Source organism: Ruegeria sp. B1 (assembly GCF_056535885.1).
Map to the genome: position 1 here is coordinate 1,834,648 of NZ_JBQFJA010000001.1, position 15,280 is coordinate 1,849,927.

Here is a 15,280-nt window from a genome sequence, read left to right on the forward strand (position 1 = left end):
GAATGTTCCTTTTGCCTGGTCTGCCCTGACACGCCGCAGCCGAAGAAAGCCGGGTGTTGCGCCATGAAACAAACCAAAACACCGGAGTCGCATGTCGCGGCACCGGATTGCGCTGCTTTAGGGGGTTTGCGGGTAGGGATCAAGCCTAAATTGCAGGCGTTACCGGTGAGATTTCGCCGTTTTGCAACTGCCCCGTTGCCTTGGCGGGTGGTTCAGGCATTCTGGGGCCAATTCAACGAGCAGTTATTTCAAAAACAGGACAATGTCATGCGGTTTCCCGTTTTGCTGGCACTTGTGGGCCTTACTGTGATCTCATGCGGGCGACAGGGGCCGCCGCCGCAAGTTGTCGAGCAGGTTCCAGGCGTGGATCGAACGGCCCCATCGGTGATCTATCCGGAATTCGGTGACGCCGACCCGCATGATTGGGAGGGGCGGCATCCCGGGCTCTATCCTGTGCATGGGCTGGACGTATCCCGCTGGCAGGGGCCGATTGATTGGCAACAGGCCAAAGCGTCAGGCGTCAGTTTTGCTTTCCTTAAGGCGACAGAAGGTGGTGACGTTGCAGACCCGCTGTTCGAGGATCATCGCCGGGGGGCACAGGCAGCGGGCGTGCCGTGGGGGGCGTATCACTATTACTATTTCTGCCGACCTGCACGGGAACAGGCACGCTGGTTCATTCAGAACGTGCCCAAAGGTGCAGACCTGCCGCACGTTTTGGATATGGAATGGACGCCCCATTCGAAAACCTGCACCCTGCGCCCCGATGGCCCCACGGTCCGGGCCGAGGCTCAGCGCTTTCTGGACATCCTGGAACGCCACTATGGCCGCAGGCCCATCGTCTATACCACCGTGGACTTTTACGAAGACACTCAGATCGGGCGCCTTCCCAAGACCGATTTCTGGCTAAGGTCAGTCGCAGGGCATCCCAGCAAGGTTTATCCGCGGGCTGTTTGGCGCTTCTGGCAATACACCGGCACCGGGTTGGTGCCAGGGGTTCAGGGCAAAGTGGATATCAATGTCTTTCACAGCTCTCCCGAGGTTTGGGCGCAGTGGAAGGCTAAAGGGCCTTAGGTTTGAGGTGTGCCGTAGGTCTCAATCGTGCCGCCCCCGACCAGGTGGTCCAGCCGGCGCACCCTCTCGTCGCCAAAGGCATCGTTTATCCAGAAGCGTTCGCCGTCTGTGAGGTCCCGACGCTCAAAACCACGTTCGGTCATGCAGCGGTCAACTTGATCAAGCTCGCCCTGTGCGCGGAGCCGGTCATCAAACGGGGCCGTGATGGCTGGGCCTATGAGAGCACCCCAAATCAGGATGTTGGTGGCGTAACCGCCTATCACTGCAGCGTTACCGCCGATATCGGCCTCGGTCGCACAGGATTCCACGGCCACGCGTGCCGAATGCAGATTGTGACCCGCTTGTGTGGGCACTGACATCTCGAGAGGTTTGGTTGTGCAGGCCGACACGGCAAGCACACCTAAGCAAATGACTTTTTTCATATATTCGTCCGCAATGTGTTGAAGGGGAATTGCACAAGGCAACATCTTAAGGATGAATAACTTCGTCCCTGTTCAGCTTCAAGCAGCAACCAATGAATGCCCAAATCTGCGGCACTCATGCCACATACAGTAGGTCAATCCGACCCGTCGCCCTGCGTTTTTTTGTAGTCTTCCCAAAGATCAGGACGGCGCTCTCGGGTGAGGCGCTCGGACATCTCGTGACGCCATTCCGCAATGCGTCCGTGGTGCCCGGACATCAGAACCTCAGGAATCGGGCGGCCCTTCCAATCGGCGGGTCGTGTGTACTGCGGATGCTCCAGCAGGCCGGAGGAAAAGCTCTCGTCCTCGGCCGAAGCCTGATTGCCCAGCACACCGGGGATTAGGCGTACAGTGGCGTCGATCAGCGCCTGCGCCGCGATCTCGCCGCCGCTCATGACAAAATCGCCCAGGGACACTTCCTGGATACCGTAGTGTTCCAGCACACGTTCATCGACGCCTTCGAACCTACCGCACAACAAGGTCATGCCATCGCAGCGGGCGAGGTTCCGCATCATGGGCTGGTCCATTTGGCGTCCGCGTGGGCTCAGGTAGATCAAAGGCCAGTTACCGTTGATGCCTGCCATCGTGTGTTCAATTGCGTCACCCAAAACGTCGGCGCGCAGAACCATGCCCGCGCCCCCGCCGGCAGGTGTGTCATCTACTTTTTTGTGTTTGCCTAGCCCGAACTGGCGCAGGTCCACTGTTTCAAGCTGCCACAACCCGTTCTGCAACGCTTTGCCAGTCAGGCTTTCGCCAAGTACACCGGGGAAGGCGCTGGGAAACAGGGTGATGATCTTGGCTTTCCACACTCCGTGCAGGTCCGGTGTGGGCGTCATCAACTCGCGCGGTTTCAGCGTCGGCCGGATGGCCTTGCGACCATAAGATTTGCTTGGCGTGTCTGTCATGCCTGAGTGACCAGTTCATCCTTGGCGCGTCTGAGAATGGCCTTCTTTTGCGCCATCAGCGCGCCATCGTCCAGCGCTGACCGGTTCAACTCCAGCAATTCCATCAGGACGTCGTCCTGCGGGCGGGCGCTATGAGGTTCGGGGGTCACCAAATGCATGGCTTTGTCGCTTGGAAGGTCCAAAAACTCGGCAAAAGGCGCACCCGGGCCAAAGCGTTGCTTGCGCAGATCCTCCAACCATTCGGTTTTGACCTTGACGCCAGGCAACCTGCGTTGCAGCGCGTCAGCTGTTTCGTGCAGGGGCGGCAGGTGATCAAGTGTTGCGCGGAAGCCCTCGAAATCCTGCACCAGCCGCGCGCGCCGCAGGTCATGGGCCCAGAGGCTGTAGAGCCAGTCCTCTTGCTGCCGCAGCGACAGGTAGATCGTGATGTCCAACGGATCGCCTTGCAGCCTGTCACGAATGAGTTCCACCAAGGCAGAGGCTAGCTCGGGAAGGGCGGCATAGCCCTCGGCGCTGTTGCGGCTGGAGCGCAGGCCCGCGAAGTTTTCCTCACTCAGGATCAGGCCGCGGCGGGTGGCGAAATCGGTCGATTGCAGCAGGTCGCCGGCACCTGCCTTAAACTCGGCAAGTGTGTTGTTCATCCGGTAAATCGAATGACGGGTGGCAGCGTCCGCCAGACCGGTCTTGCGTGTCTTGTAAGGCAGGATCAGCGAGAAATGTGGCCAGATCAGCTTGCGGTTCTTGTACAGGAACGAGTGTGCAACGGTGGTGCCGGTCTTGTGCAGCCCCAGATGCAGCAGAACGCGTCGCATCAGATCAGGCCTTCGGGCGGGTCGGCGATGATGCGGCCCGCGTCCAGATCAACCGTCGGTACCGCCTCTAGCGTGAAGGGCAGCAGAACGGTCGACTTCAACCCCGGCCCGTGAAGTTCCAGCAAATCCGAGGCACCGTGGTTCTGAACGGATTTGACCCGGCCCAGCAGTGTACCGCCTGTGTCATAGACCTCTAAACCGATCAGATCGGTATGGTAAAACTCGTCGTCGGGAAGCGAGGGCAACTGGTCGCGTCGCGCAAAAAGGCGCAGGCCCTTCAGGGCATCTGCCTCTTCCTTGGTTTCGACGCCACCAAGACGGGCTGCAAATCCGTTCTTGATCGTCCGGGTCAGGACAAGAGGATAGCGCTGGGTGCCCGCTTCGTCTGTCAGAGGGGAATAGGCTTCGATGTCTTCCGCAATGGCGCAATAGCTTTTCAGCCGGACCTCACCGCGCACGCCGTAGGATCCTGCAACGCTGCCGACGCAGATCAGATCACTCATTTGAGCCTTCCGTTATACACAGTCCATTTCGCCAATGTCCGATCCCCTCGCAGGCTTCGCGTTGGTTCGAGCGTTCGAAGAACACGCCCACAATAAAGGCGATCATCAGCAGGATGGGAAGCCGCAACAAACCGAACATGTGCCTATCTCACCTCGATGGGCAGAGTTTCGTTTCGGTTTTCCCAGCCGACCTGTTCCAGTTCCGGCGTGTCCGAGAATACTTCGGGCCAGCCGACGCAGAAATACCCGATCAACCGCCAGGTCTCGGGCACGTCCAAATCACGGGTAAGTTGGTCGGGGTCAAGGATGGACACCCAGCCCAAGCCCAAACCTTCTGCGCGCAAAGCGAGCCAGAACAGTGTGATCGCCGACACGACCGAATACCGCCGCATCTCGGGCATTGTGCCTGCGCCCAGACCCTGGCCTTTTTCGGTGGCATCGTCGCAAAACACGGCCAGCTGCACCGGGGCGTCCTGCATCCCGGACAACTTCAACTCGCTGTAAAGCTTTGCCTTCTCACCGGAATAGCCATCTAACGCCTTGGCATTGGCGGTTTGAAAATTCCTTAGGGCCGCGTCGCGTGCGGCGTTGCTATCGACGCGGATCACGCGCCAGGGTTCGCTGAGCCCCACCGAAGGGGCCAGCCGAAACGCGTCGAGGCAGCGCGTCAGCACTGCCTCGTCAAATGCATCGGTGCGGAACCGACGCACATCGCGCCGGAGCCGCAACAACAGGTCAAACTGCGTGCGAAAATCGTCAGTGAACGTCTGATCCCGCACAGCAATCGCCTGCTTATTCTTCTGCGACCGCTTCTTCAGCCGGTGCAGCCGCTGCTTCGGTGGCTTCCGCAGCCTTTGCAGCTTTCTCTTCAGCGCGTTCCTGAGCTTTCTTGCCCGGGGTACCTTTGTTGGGGTTGTTGCGCTCGGCCTTGTCACGGGCGCCGGCTGCTTCCAACATACGCGCGATACGGTCGGTGGGCTGTGCGCCCTGATCCAGCCAGTACTGGATGCGCTCCATGTTCATTTTCACGCGCTCTTCGCTGTCTTTCGGCAGCAGCGGGTTGTAGGTGCCCAGTTTCTCGATGAAACGACCGTCGCGCGGCATGCGGCTGTCAGCAGCCACGATGCGATAGAAGGGACGCTTTTTCGAGCCGCCGCGAGCGAGACGAATTTTCATTGCCATGGTGGTATCTCCTTTGAATGGCGTATCCGGGATTTGCCCGGTTTAGTTCTGATGTTTCTTGTGGTGTCGGATGACTTCCTGAATGATGAAATTCAGGAAAGCCTTGGCGAAATCGGGGTCTAGATCGGCCTCTTTCGCCAGGTCTTCGAGCCGTGCGATCTGCGCTGCTTCGCGCGAGGGATCGGACGGGGGAAGGTCGTGTGCGGCCTTGAGTTTGCCAACGGCCTGCGTGTGCTTGAACCGCTCGCCCAGCGTGTAGACAAGGATCGCGTCCAGCCGGTCGATGCTTTCGCGATGCTCTTTCAACAGCGTGGCAGCCTGTGTCACGGGGTTGGTCATTGGCCAGTCCTTTCGGTGGTCAAGTCAATCTGCGGGTGGCGCCAGATCTGAGCGTGTTTACCCAAAAGCTCGGCTCGCTCAGTTTCCAACGTGGCCCCAAGCCGTTCCGCCAGCGCGCGCGAACGATCATTGGCGTGGGCGATGTAGGAGATCACACCATTCAGACCCTGATGCCGCGCGGCGTAGTCGCGTGCCGCAAGTGTCGCTTCGAAGGCTAGCCCTTTTCCTTCAAAATCGGACATCAACACCCAGCCAAGCTCGGGTTCGGCCCAACCCGGTGCATTCATCATGCCAACCCAGCCGGCAAACTGACCAGATGATCGTTCGGTGATGTGCCAGCCGCCATAGCCGTGAAGCGCCCAGTGACCAAGACGTCCTGCCAGAGATCTCCACGAGTCCACCTCGTTTCGCGGGCCGCCGACCATATGGCTGCGCTCGGTTGCAAAAAAAGCAATCATCGCGGGCAGATCATCCAGATGCGGTGCGCGAAGGATCAGGCGGTCTGTCTCAATGGTGGGGATGGTGAAGGTTGTCATGCGTAGGCCTCCATCCCACCATCGCCGTCAGCGGAGAGGTGACGATACACCAAAGTCACACCGTCCTCTTCAACGATTTCGCGTTCCACAAAGGCGCCAAGCCGTTCTGCCAGACGTTGAGAGCGTTCATTCCCTTTGACGATAAAACTCGCCAAAGTGTCCCAACCAAGTTGCTCAAACGCAAAGCCGCGCGCTGCGCTCGCGGCCTCAAACGCATAGCCGTGGCCTTCGCCTTCCTCGGTGAAGATGAAACCAAGCTCTGGCTCTGGGTCTTCCGGCTCGAAGCCGAGAACGACAAATCCGAGCAGTTGACCGTCTGCCTTCGCTGCAACCGACCAAAGGCCATGGCCGCGCAGCGACCAGATGGCGACCATCTGAGCGAAATCATACCACGCGTCTTCACGCGACATGACCGTCAGGTACCGCGCACGCGGACTGGCCACGATCTGGGCGTAAGTGTCGAAATCCGACAACTGCGGAGCACGCAGAACCAGACGCTCGGTTTCGAGCGTCGGAATGGCATCCGCCACCCGTGCCGCCAGCTCAGCCCCTTGCGCATTGGGCGCGGCTTCAAATCGGAAGGTCATGCGTAGGCCTCCGATCCGCTTTGCCGCTCATCCGGGTGAGGGTGACGAAAGACAACATCTTCGGGAGACGGGCGCGCTGCGCTTGGATCTTCACTTGCCCCAAGCCGCTTTGCCAGTGCGATTGAGCGGGTGTTAGGCGCATCGATATAGCTGACCAGAGTCGTCAATTCGGTGTTCTGAAACGCCCAATCACGTACAGCGCAGGCCGCTTCAAATGCATAGCCCTTGCCTTCAAATCCGGGGAAAATGCACCAACCGATTTCGGTTTCCGGGAATTTAGGGGGTTTGTTGATCCCGACCTGCCCAATGAGCTCACCGGTTTCCGTCAGATCGACGGCCCACGCGCCAAACCCAAGAAACTGCCAACTGGCCACGTCCGAGCCCAGCATCGACCAAAGGTCCTGCGCCGAGTACGGCCCATCCATGTACTTCGCCCAATCGGTCGCAAACAGCTTCGCCATCGGCTCGAAATCCTCAAGCCGGTGATGGCGCAACGTTAGGCGCGTGGTGGATATGGTGGGCGCAAGGGTCACGTTACTTTTTCTTCCCAAAACCGCTGAGACCCGGGGGCAGGGTCATACCGCCGCCCATACCAGGCAGACCGCCGCGTCCACCCATCGCCTTGGCCGCCTGTTCGAGCGCTTTAGGGTCCATGCCTGCGGCCATCTCCTCGGGTGAGGGGCCGCCTTTGCCGAACATGCCTTTCATGGCTTGTTTCAGCATCTTGCCTTTGCCCATCTTGCCCATCTTTTTCATCATGTCCGACATCTGCCGGTGCATCTTGAGCAGTTTGTTCAGGTCGCTGACCTCCATCCCCGAACCGGCGGCGATGCGTTTCTTGCGGCTGGCTTGCAGCAATTGCGGGTTGGCGCGTTCGCGTTTGGTCATCGACTGGATCAGGGCGATCTGACGCTTAAGCACCTTGTCGTCCATGCCCGCTTCTTCGACCTGTTTGGCCATCTTGCCCATGCCCGGCATCATACCCATCATGCCCTGCATACCGCCCATCTGGATCATCTGTTCCAGCTGCATTTTCAGGTCGTTCATATTGAACTGACCTTTGACCATGCGCTTCATCATGCGCTCGGTCTGTTCCATCTCCATCGTTTCCTGGGCCTTTTCGACCAGAGCAACGATGTCGCCCATGCCCAGAATACGACCGGCGATCCGGTCCGGCTCGAAGGTTTCGAGCGCGTCCATCTTTTCGCCCAGACCGACAAAGCGGATGGGCTTACCGGTGACCGCGCGCATCGAAAGCGCTGCACCGCCGCGCCCGTCACCGTCCATCCGGGTCAAGACCACGCCCGAGATGCCGACCTTGGCGTCGAACTCTTCAGCGACTTCAACGGCGACCTGGCCGGTCAGGCCGTCAACCACCAGCAGGGTTTCGCGCGGGTCGACCGCGTTGCGGACCTGCTCGACTTCGTCCATCAGCACTTCGTCAATGTGCAGACGGCCTGCAGTGTCGAGCATGTAGACGTCATAGCCACCCAGCGTCGCTTGCTGCTTGGCACGTTTGGCGATATCAACCGGCGATTGGCCCGGCACAATCGGCAACGTGTCTACACCAACCTGCGTCCCGAGCACCGCCAACTGATCCATGGCCGCCGGGCGATAGACGTCGAGCGAGGCCATCAGGACCTTCTTGCCCTCTTTCTCTTTCAGGCGCTTGGCGAGCTTGCCGGTGGTGGTGGTCTTACCCGAGCCCTGCAAACCGACCATCAGGATCGGAGCGGGCGGGTTGTCGATTTTCAGCGCGCCGGGGTCTTCTTCGCCGCGCAGGGTGTCAACCAGCGCGTCATGCACGATCTTGACGACCTGCTGGCCGGGCGTGATCGATTTGGTCACCGCCTGACCGGTCGCCTGTTCCTGCACCTTCTTGACGAATTCACGCGCCACCGGCAGCGAGACGTCGGCCTCAAGCAGGGCAACGCGAACCTCGCGCAGGGCGGTTTTCACGTCTTCTTCGGACAGGGCACCCTGTTTGGTCAGCCGATCAAAGACGCCGGAAAGGCGTTCGGATAGATTTTCAAACATGCCTTCGGCCTCCTTAGCCGGTTTAGATGTGGCACCACCTAATTAGGTTGCGCCGGTTAAATGCACAAACGCCCCCACGGGCGAAACTCGCTGGTGGGGGGCGATCCCTGAACGTCTCAAGGGACCGGAAGATCAAACGCTTCCGGATGTTGGGGGCGATTTAGGCGGATTGGCTATCAGAGTCAACCGTGCGTGGCGGAAGCCAGTCATTGACCGCATCGACCATCCGCTGCGCGCCGCGACCGCTGACATAGGCTTCGACAATTGGGTGACGACCAGCACTCATACCTTTTTCCAGGATCAAAACGGGACGATGCATCTTGGACGTGGTCCCTTCGCGGGTTGAGGTGGTGGTTTCCACCTCGGCATGGGACAAGTTGGACAGCTCATGTTCTACGGTGTCATATCCAAAAACCGATTGACGACGGATCAAAATGCTATTGCTACTCCGGTCGAATATGACTTGCACGCGGCGCACAAAGGCGCAGAACGCGCCAAAGCCCAACCCGCCACCAAACAGCGCAAAGACAATACCGAACAAGACGCCTTCACCACCCTCGGTAGCCATGAAAAGGCCTGCGCCGACAAAGCAGAGGATAAAGACGACCAACATGAGGCCGATCAGCCAAGGCGTATTGGACAGGATCAACTGGTCTGGGGTGTTGCGCGTCACTTTCATGGCGGCACGCTAGCATCGATTTTGAGGGCTGTCGTGGCTTGAAATTAACCATGTGTTGCGCGATGAGCGCGTGAAACAGGAGGGTCCCATGGACGCATCATCCGCCTTTCAGGATACATTGCCGCTCAGTTCCGATGCGCTGCTCGCGCAGCTGGATGCGTGGGGGCTGGCCTACCGGCTTCATACTCATTTGCCGCTACGGACTGTTGAGGATGCGAAGGCGGTGGAAGATCAGTTCATGGTGCCAGGCGAAAACACGTTGCGGCTCAAGAACCTGTACCTGCGCGACAAGAAAAAGCGCAACTACCTGGTGACACTGGAACAGAGCCGCGAGATCGACCTCAAAGTGCTGGGTGCCGAACTTGGGGTCGGCAACCTGTCCTTCGGTTCGGCAGATCGGCTGTTTCAGAACCTCGGTATCCGTCCCGGGGCGGTCAGCCCTCTGGCGATGATCAACGGTGTAGAGAGGAGCGTAAACTTCGTCATGGACGCCGCCGCACAGCAGGCGGATGTGATCAATATGCACCCGCTGGTCAATGACCGGACCGTGGTGCTGGCGCGCGCGGATCTGATGACTTTCTTTGACAAGATCGGCTGCAAGGTGGCCTGGCTGCCCTGATCAGACCTCCAAAGCCTCCTTCAACGCGGTCGCCACATGCGCGGCCGAGGGGTTGATGAACAAGTGTCCATCGGCCTCGAACACCGGATCGTCCAGATGATCGGGAAAGGCCAGTGGCAATTCCGTGCAGGCCAGCAGGATGGCGGTGCCGGGTTGGGCGTGGCGATTGCAGAATGCCAGCAGGCGGGGGTGCGCCGTCTCGGACGCACCGCCGTAGAAGTCGCTGTCAATCATCGCCTGCATCTCGGCAATTTCGTCTTCGGGCAGACGCGCGTTTGCCGCGATACCTTCTGCAGCCAAACGGTCGGCATAGTTGCTGGCCCGCATGGTGACGGTCGTGCCAAGAACCAGCGCCTTTGACGCCCCGGTGGAGGCAGTCGCTTCTGCCGTTGCATCGAAAATGCTGAGAATGGGCATGGATACCCCCTCGCGGATCGCATGAAGCCGGGCGTGTGGCGTGTTGGATGCGATGATCGCAAAGTCGCAGCCAGCCCGTTGCAATGTCAGCAAGGCGTCGCGGAACACCGCGTCAAATGCGGCCCAGCTCTCCTCATCCCCGGCCGCGCCGCGCAAGGCGCGGGTTTTGGCCTGTGTCACGGACTCGATGGTCATTGGCGGGATCGGGAATGGTGATCCATGACCGCGTTCCGCAAAGTACCGACCCGCCCCTTGAGCAATGGCGCGGTAGTAATCCACGGTCGAGGCCCAGCCTACACCGCCCAGAATTCCGATCTTCTTCATGTCAAACGCCCAGCCCGCCGGTTCCCGCTCAGGTGCAGACTGGACGTTTCGAGGCATAAAGGCCAGAGCCGATCAGGCTGCCAGCTCTGACACCGCCTTGTGGGCGTTCTTGACCGCGGTTTCAGCATCCAGAGCCATCTGATCGGCCGCGATCACATCAACATCATGGATGCCAATAAAGCCCAGCACGTGTTTTGCATATCCGGTGGCAAAGTCGATCTCGGACCCCACTGCGGTTCCGCCTGACGCGATGGCAAGGACGGCGCGTTTGCCCTCTAACAGCCCTTTGGGCCCCTTTTCGCTGTAAGCAAAGGTCAGACCGGCCCGGGCGACCAGATCGATCCAAGCCTTGAACGCGGCGGGCACCGAGAAGTTGTAAATGGGCAAGCCGATGACGATTGTGTCGGCCTGTTGAAGCTCGTCTACCAACTCATCCGACAGGGCCAGTTGATCGCGCTGAACGTCATCCCGTTCGTCTGCGGGGGTAAAGTTCGCAGCGATCCAGTCCTCGGTCAACAGCGGCAGGGGTGTCGCCAGATCGCGGCGAATGATACGCCCGGCCCCCAGATGCCGGACGATACGGTCAGACAGGTCGCGGGTGGCCGACCCCGAGCGACGGGCGGAGGCATCGATATGAAGAATGGTCTTGGTCATGGCTTTGGGTCCTTTTGGTCGGGAAAATTTTGCTCTGTCGCCAATATGAATGTTGCGTACATGAACAAAAGTCGGATACATCAACAGTTATTGTTGGAAATTGCACAGAGATGGTCGGGCCATGGACAATTGGGACGAAGTGAGAACCGCGTATCAGGTTGCTCGAATGGGGACCGTGAGCGGCGCGGCCGAAGTTCTGGGCGTGCACCATGCAACGGTCATACGCCATATCGATGCGATAGAGTCGCGGCTCGCGGTCAAACTGTTCCAGCGCCATGCGCGAGGCTACACCCCGACCGAGGCTGGCGAAGACCTGTTGCGGGTCGCGCAAGCCACCGAGGATCAGTTCAATCAACTGGTCGGGCGCATGAAGGGACGCGGCGACGATGTCTCGGGTGAATTGGTTGTGACATCGCTGTCGTCTTTGGCGCCTCTGGTTGTTCCAACGCTGAGCGATTTCCAAAAAGCCCATCCGGCGCTGATCGTGCGTTATCTGACAGGCGACCGTTTGTTTCGTCTGGAATATGGCGAAGCCCATGTGGCGATCCGGGCCGGGGCCGCGCCGGACCAGCCTGACAATGTTGTGCAGCCTTTTGTGGCGCAAGAGGTCGGCTTGTATGCCAGCCGAGACTATATCGCCCGCCACGGCAAACCGTCAGATGTGCAGGACTTTACCAATCACACATTTGTCGGGAATGATGATGAAAACAGCCGCGCACCGTTTTATCGGTGGCTGCGCGAAAACACGCCAGCCGAGGCAATCACCTTTCGTTGTTCGAACAACTTTGCGGCGGGCGAGGCTGTTCTGGCGGGTGCTGGCATCGGCTTTATGGCGCGGTGGGAGGCGGCGCGGTACCCGATGCTGGAGGAAGTGATGCCACCCTTGCCGGAATGGTCAGGAAAGCTGTGGCTCGTGACCCATGTGGATTTGCATCGCACGACCAAGGTGCAGGCGTTTCTCAAATACCTGAAAGAGCAGGCTAAAGGTTGGTTGCCATGAGCCCACCGGCGCGTGGCCATTTGGCCATGCTCACCTTTTCGGCTCTGGTTGCGGGCAGCTTCTCGCTGGGATCTATTATTGCCAACGATGTCGAACCGGCGGCCTTGAACGCAGTGCGCTTTGCCATTGCAGCTGTGATTATCGGCATAGCGGCCTCATTAACAACCGGCTTGACCCGAACCGCGGCACAAGCCCCATGGCGATACCTGGTTTTGGGCGGGTTGTTCGCCACCTATTTCGTGTTGATGTTCTACGGCCTGAAAACCGCGCCACCGGTCAGCGCCGCCGCGGTCTTCACGCTGACACCTGTCCTATCGGCTGTCGCGGGCTGGGTTCTGCTGCGCCAGATCACTACGCCACGAATGGCCTTGGCGTTGACGGTTGGTGCGGTTGGGGCCTTGTGGGTGATTTTTCGGGCCGATTGGCTGGCGTTTCGGGCTTTTGAAATCGGCAGCGGTGAGATCATCTATTTCTGGGGTTGTGTGGCACATGCGATTTACACACCAATGGTGCGCAAGCTGAACCGGGGCGAACCGGCTGTTGTGTTCACCTTTGGAACGCTTGTGGCGGGATGTCTGATCCTCGTCGCTTTCGGCTGGTCGGACATAGCGCCAACCGAATGGGCCAGCCTTTCGCCCATTGTCTGGATTGGACTGATGTATCTTTCGGTCTTCGCCACAGCAGCCAGTTTTGCTCTGGTTCAGTTTGCCACCATGCGCTTACCCTCGGCCAAGGTAATGGCGTATACCTACCTTGTGCCCAGTTGGGTTATTCTTTGGGAAGTATCGCTGGGGAATGGCATCCCAACCGCGCTGGTCATCGGAGGCGTTGTCCTGACCGTTGTCGCGTTGCTCTTGCTGCTAAAACAAGAGGTGCCAGAGCCTGCTTTAGGCCAAAGTGTTTCGGATTGAACCTTGTTTTTTCGTTTTGATCTGGCAGCATCGGGCCAGAGGATCGGAGCGCGATCTCGACCTACTAATAAAGAGCAGGTGGTTATGAAACATATCTATGGCTCGGTTGTTTTTCTTGCATTTTGTGCGTGCGCACCAAACAGTCAAACCGGATCCGGCACCGAAACCGATCTGGAGGCGAGCTGCGAGGCTCTGGTCGCTGCGGAAACAGGCAGAGGGCCGGGCGATGTATCGACCCTCTCCACCCAATCAAGTCCGACCGGTACAGTCACATCGGTTTCCGTTGCCGGTGCCGACGCACCCTGGCTGTGCCGCGCCGATGCTGGAGGCGTCATCACCGGCGTTGGATACAGTCAGGAGGGTTAGGAAGATTACGTGACCCGGTGGCGTGTGATTTCCATTGGCCCAAAACTTGTTTTCCAAACCAAAGGTTAGACTATGAATAATACGCATTATTTCATTCGCGTTCTGATCTGCGCCAGCTTATGCCTGCCGCTTTACATCAATCAGGCTCAAAGTCACGATGGTCATTCTGGCGATGATGATCGTGTCGTTGGTGATCAGTTTCGCAAAAGCGGCGGTTTTGGAGATCAGGACGGAAAAACGGGAGATCGGACTACGAGGCCGGAGCCACAGTTGAGCAATCAGGAGGGTGGCGACGTTTCAAGTGCGAGCAGTGATGATTTTGGTGAAGTAACCTCGCACTGGGTGGCGGCCAAAGGGGCGGCAGATAGCCTGTCGTCATCCATTGGCGCAATGCATGCCAATACGCAGGCACTGTCCGCCCGCCACCGCGATTTTTTGGACGGTGATATCGATGAGAGCGGCTCGTCGATCCACAATGTGATTTTGAATCTGGCGCCCAAAGCGGCGGAACACATGGAGAACATAGTTGCTCAGAACGCAAAGGTAGAGGAGACCCTGGCAGAGATACAGGCGAACTTAAATACCGTAAGGGCTGACATTCAGGCCTTCAATGATGACCAGCAACAGGAAACGCCAAGCCTCGGAAAAACGATCCATCTTAGCAAGTTGAAGCAGAATACGAATGCGTTGAACACTCTTGAGCAGCAGTTTCAGACCATAGCGTCGAATTCTGGGGTAACGATGCAGGAATTGGAGCAGGCAGAAGAGCAACTTCAATCAGAAGTTAACGCATTCAAGGCGTCACATTCCGTAAACTCCGATGCGGCTGACATCCTAGAAGCAAAGAACCTTTCTGCCGACGCAGCTGCGTCAAAGTATCGGCAGGAACTCAGCCAAACGCGTGCATCATATGCTGATTTACAGACTAAACTCGACGAGACATCGGTGCAGCTTGACGCGTTGCAGGAACAGTTAGGACATCTGCGTGATCATCTTGAATAAATACGGCAAAGACGTTTGTTCAAGTCAGACTGAACTGGTAGGCTCTTGGCTGCCCTGAGCCGCAAGCGAGAGAAGGTCCACATGTTCAAGCACATCATGATCCCAATTGATCTTCACATGCCGCCAGAAGTGCAAAAAGCGACCGAGGTGGCTTCGGAAATGGCCAAATGGCAAGGTGCCAAGATCACCGTTGTAAGCGTTTCAGGAACAGACCCCGCCCAGTCTGACAATGCCGTCGACGCACAACTGGCAGAGATTGCCAGCGCGCTTGCGGCTCAAAGTGGCGCACAGGTCAACACGCACAATATCCATTCCGTCGATGTCGCCATCGAGGTCGACAGGGACCTGACCAGCGCGGCCGAAGAAATCGGTGCCGATCTGATTGTTGTCGGAACCCACACTCCCCGGATTACCGACTATATTCTGTCCAGCCATGCCGGGTATCTGGCCAAACATGCCAAGGTTTCGGTATTCGTCGTCAGGTAAGTCGAGATCAGGTGTCTTCGGGCGCTGGCAATTCCACCTCAAGGAACCGTTCGAACGCATCCAGATTGACCGGTTCGAACTGACCAAAACCCTGCATCCAGACGGAAGCGGCGCGCAGCGCGTCGGGTTCTAGCTTGCACCATTTCACCCGCCCGCGCTTTTCTTGTGAAATCAGCCCGGCCCGGGTCAGAATGACCAGATGCTTCGAAATCGCAGCCAGCGACATCTCGAACGGTTCGGCCACGTCCGTTACGGCCATGTCATCCTCCAACAGCATCGCAAGGATGGTGCGGCGGGTCGGGTCGGCAAGGGCCGCGAAAACTGTGTCGAGATCACTGGACATGCTTCTTTCCTAAAGGGCAGCAACCGGTTTGACAATTTGCGCTAAA

General features: G+C 58.4%; 22 protein-coding genes. 7 read left to right on the plus strand and 15 right to left on the minus strand.

All coding sequences use genetic code 11. From position 1 onward, the window contains the following. The first annotated feature begins 267 nt into the window (after positions 1 to 267). A complete protein-coding gene (locus tag ACR3ES_RS08935) occupies positions 268 to 1,071 on the plus strand; it encodes a glycoside hydrolase family 25 protein (protein ID WP_170435061.1) in 804 nt (267 codons plus the stop codon). Here ACR3ES_RS08935 and ACR3ES_RS08940 read toward each other — a convergent pair. From ACR3ES_RS08940 to ACR3ES_RS08995, 12 genes are all read right to left on the minus strand, one after another. Continuing rightward, positions 1,068 to 1,493 carry a hypothetical protein gene (locus tag ACR3ES_RS08940; RefSeq protein ID WP_170435064.1) on the minus strand — a complete coding sequence of 142 codons (426 nt, stop codon included), beginning with the start codon at positions 1,491 to 1,493 and terminating at the stop codon, positions 1,068 to 1,070. The two genes, ACR3ES_RS08935 and ACR3ES_RS08940, sit on opposite strands and share 4 nt — an antisense overlap. Positions 1,494 to 1,627: 134 nt before the next feature. Continuing rightward, positions 1,628 to 2,437, minus strand: coding sequence for a tRNA (guanosine(37)-N1)-methyltransferase TrmD (gene trmD, locus ACR3ES_RS08945; RefSeq protein ID WP_170435066.1), 810 nt, complete (start codon positions 2,435 to 2,437; stop codon positions 1,628 to 1,630). Next, positions 2,434 to 3,249, minus strand: a complete 816-nt coding sequence (locus ACR3ES_RS08950) for a hypothetical protein (RefSeq protein ID WP_170435068.1) — start codon at positions 3,247 to 3,249, stop codon at positions 2,434 to 2,436. Before ACR3ES_RS08950 ends, trmD begins: the two co-directional genes overlap by 4 nt. Further along, complete coding sequence (gene rimM, locus ACR3ES_RS08955) at positions 3,249 to 3,752, minus strand: ribosome maturation factor RimM (protein WP_170435070.1); 504 nt, start codon at positions 3,750 to 3,752, stop codon at positions 3,249 to 3,251. Before rimM ends, ACR3ES_RS08950 begins: the two co-directional genes overlap by 1 nt. 143 nt (positions 3,753 to 3,895) lie before the next feature. Continuing rightward, the gene (gene bluB, locus ACR3ES_RS08960; protein ID WP_170435075.1) at positions 3,896 to 4,531 is read right to left on the minus strand and encodes a 5,6-dimethylbenzimidazole synthase; all 636 of its coding nucleotides are present in this window, start codon (positions 4,529 to 4,531) and stop codon (positions 3,896 to 3,898) included. Positions 4,532 to 4,544: 13 nt separating this feature from the next. After that, positions 4,545 to 4,934, minus strand: coding sequence for a 30S ribosomal protein S16 (rpsP, locus tag ACR3ES_RS08965; protein ID WP_170435077.1), 390 nt, complete (start codon positions 4,932 to 4,934; stop codon positions 4,545 to 4,547). Between the two features lie 42 nt (positions 4,935 to 4,976). Continuing rightward, entirely contained in the window at positions 4,977 to 5,273 is a 297-nt protein-coding gene (locus ACR3ES_RS08970; RefSeq protein ID WP_074737903.1) for a chorismate mutase, read from the minus strand. Continuing rightward, on the minus strand, positions 5,270 to 5,809 hold the full coding sequence (locus ACR3ES_RS08975) for a GNAT family N-acetyltransferase (protein ID WP_170435079.1): 540 nt from the start codon (positions 5,807 to 5,809) through the stop codon (positions 5,270 to 5,272). Before ACR3ES_RS08975 ends, ACR3ES_RS08970 begins: the two co-directional genes overlap by 4 nt. Continuing rightward, on the minus strand, positions 5,806 to 6,396 hold the full coding sequence (locus ACR3ES_RS08980; RefSeq protein ID WP_170435081.1) for a GNAT family N-acetyltransferase: 591 nt from the start codon (positions 6,394 to 6,396) through the stop codon (positions 5,806 to 5,808). Before ACR3ES_RS08980 ends, ACR3ES_RS08975 begins: the two co-directional genes overlap by 4 nt. After that, a complete protein-coding gene (locus ACR3ES_RS08985) occupies positions 6,393 to 6,929 on the minus strand; it encodes a GNAT family N-acetyltransferase (RefSeq protein WP_170435083.1) in 537 nt (178 codons plus the stop codon). Before ACR3ES_RS08985 ends, ACR3ES_RS08980 begins: the two co-directional genes overlap by 4 nt. 1 nt (position 6,930) lies before the next feature. Then, positions 6,931 to 8,433 carry a signal recognition particle protein gene (gene ffh, locus ACR3ES_RS08990; protein WP_170435085.1) on the minus strand — a complete coding sequence of 501 codons (1,503 nt, stop codon included), beginning with the start codon at positions 8,431 to 8,433 and terminating at the stop codon, positions 6,931 to 6,933. Positions 8,434 to 8,593: 160 nt separating this feature from the next. Beyond that, on the minus strand, positions 8,594 to 9,112 hold the full coding sequence (locus ACR3ES_RS08995) for a hypothetical protein (RefSeq protein WP_170435087.1): 519 nt from the start codon (positions 9,110 to 9,112) through the stop codon (positions 8,594 to 8,596). An 88-nt stretch (positions 9,113 to 9,200) separates the two neighbouring features. Between ACR3ES_RS08995 and ACR3ES_RS09000 the strand changes: the two genes are divergently transcribed. Further along, positions 9,201 to 9,731 (plus strand): prolyl-tRNA synthetase associated domain-containing protein, encoded by a 531-nt coding sequence (locus tag ACR3ES_RS09000; protein WP_170435089.1) that lies wholly within the window; start codon positions 9,201 to 9,203, stop codon positions 9,729 to 9,731. Here the strand turns inward: ACR3ES_RS09000 and ACR3ES_RS09005 are convergent, their stop codons facing one another. Both ACR3ES_RS09005 and ACR3ES_RS09010 read right to left on the minus strand, forming a co-directional pair. Further along, positions 9,732 to 10,472, minus strand: coding sequence for an aspartate/glutamate racemase family protein (locus tag ACR3ES_RS09005; protein WP_170435091.1), 741 nt, complete (start codon positions 10,470 to 10,472; stop codon positions 9,732 to 9,734). It abuts the gene before it with no gap. Between the two features lie 72 nt (positions 10,473 to 10,544). Continuing rightward, on the minus strand, positions 10,545 to 11,126 hold the full coding sequence (locus ACR3ES_RS09010; RefSeq protein ID WP_170435093.1) for an NAD(P)H-dependent oxidoreductase: 582 nt from the start codon (positions 11,124 to 11,126) through the stop codon (positions 10,545 to 10,547). Between the two features lie 121 nt (positions 11,127 to 11,247). Between ACR3ES_RS09010 and ACR3ES_RS09015 the strand changes: the two genes are divergently transcribed. The 5 genes from ACR3ES_RS09015 to ACR3ES_RS09035 all read left to right on the plus strand — a co-directional run bounded on the left by ACR3ES_RS09015 (position 11,248) and on the right by ACR3ES_RS09035 (position 14,891). Next, positions 11,248 to 12,126 carry a LysR family transcriptional regulator gene (locus tag ACR3ES_RS09015; protein WP_170435095.1) on the plus strand — a complete coding sequence of 293 codons (879 nt, stop codon included), beginning with the start codon at positions 11,248 to 11,250 and terminating at the stop codon, positions 12,124 to 12,126. After that, on the plus strand, positions 12,123 to 13,037 hold the full coding sequence (locus ACR3ES_RS09020) for a DMT family transporter (RefSeq protein ID WP_480425223.1): 915 nt from the start codon (positions 12,123 to 12,125) through the stop codon (positions 13,035 to 13,037). The genes ACR3ES_RS09015 and ACR3ES_RS09020 overlap by 4 nt, the downstream gene beginning before the upstream one ends. A gap of 84 nt (positions 13,038 to 13,121) precedes the next feature. Continuing rightward, the gene (locus ACR3ES_RS09025; protein ID WP_170435100.1) at positions 13,122 to 13,403 is read left to right on the plus strand and encodes a hypothetical protein; all 282 of its coding nucleotides are present in this window, start codon (positions 13,122 to 13,124) and stop codon (positions 13,401 to 13,403) included. Between the two features lie 72 nt (positions 13,404 to 13,475). Next, positions 13,476 to 14,405, plus strand: a complete 930-nt coding sequence (locus ACR3ES_RS09030; RefSeq protein WP_170435102.1) for a coiled-coil domain-containing protein — start codon at positions 13,476 to 13,478, stop codon at positions 14,403 to 14,405. 81 nt (positions 14,406 to 14,486) lie between these two features. Beyond that, positions 14,487 to 14,891 (plus strand): universal stress protein, encoded by a 405-nt coding sequence (locus ACR3ES_RS09035; protein WP_170435104.1) that lies wholly within the window; start codon positions 14,487 to 14,489, stop codon positions 14,889 to 14,891. Between the two features lie 7 nt (positions 14,892 to 14,898). Here the strand turns inward: ACR3ES_RS09035 and ACR3ES_RS09040 are convergent, their stop codons facing one another. Further along, positions 14,899 to 15,234, minus strand: coding sequence for a metalloregulator ArsR/SmtB family transcription factor (locus ACR3ES_RS09040; RefSeq protein WP_170435106.1), 336 nt, complete (start codon positions 15,232 to 15,234; stop codon positions 14,899 to 14,901). Between the last annotated feature and the right edge of the window lie 46 nt (positions 15,235 to 15,280).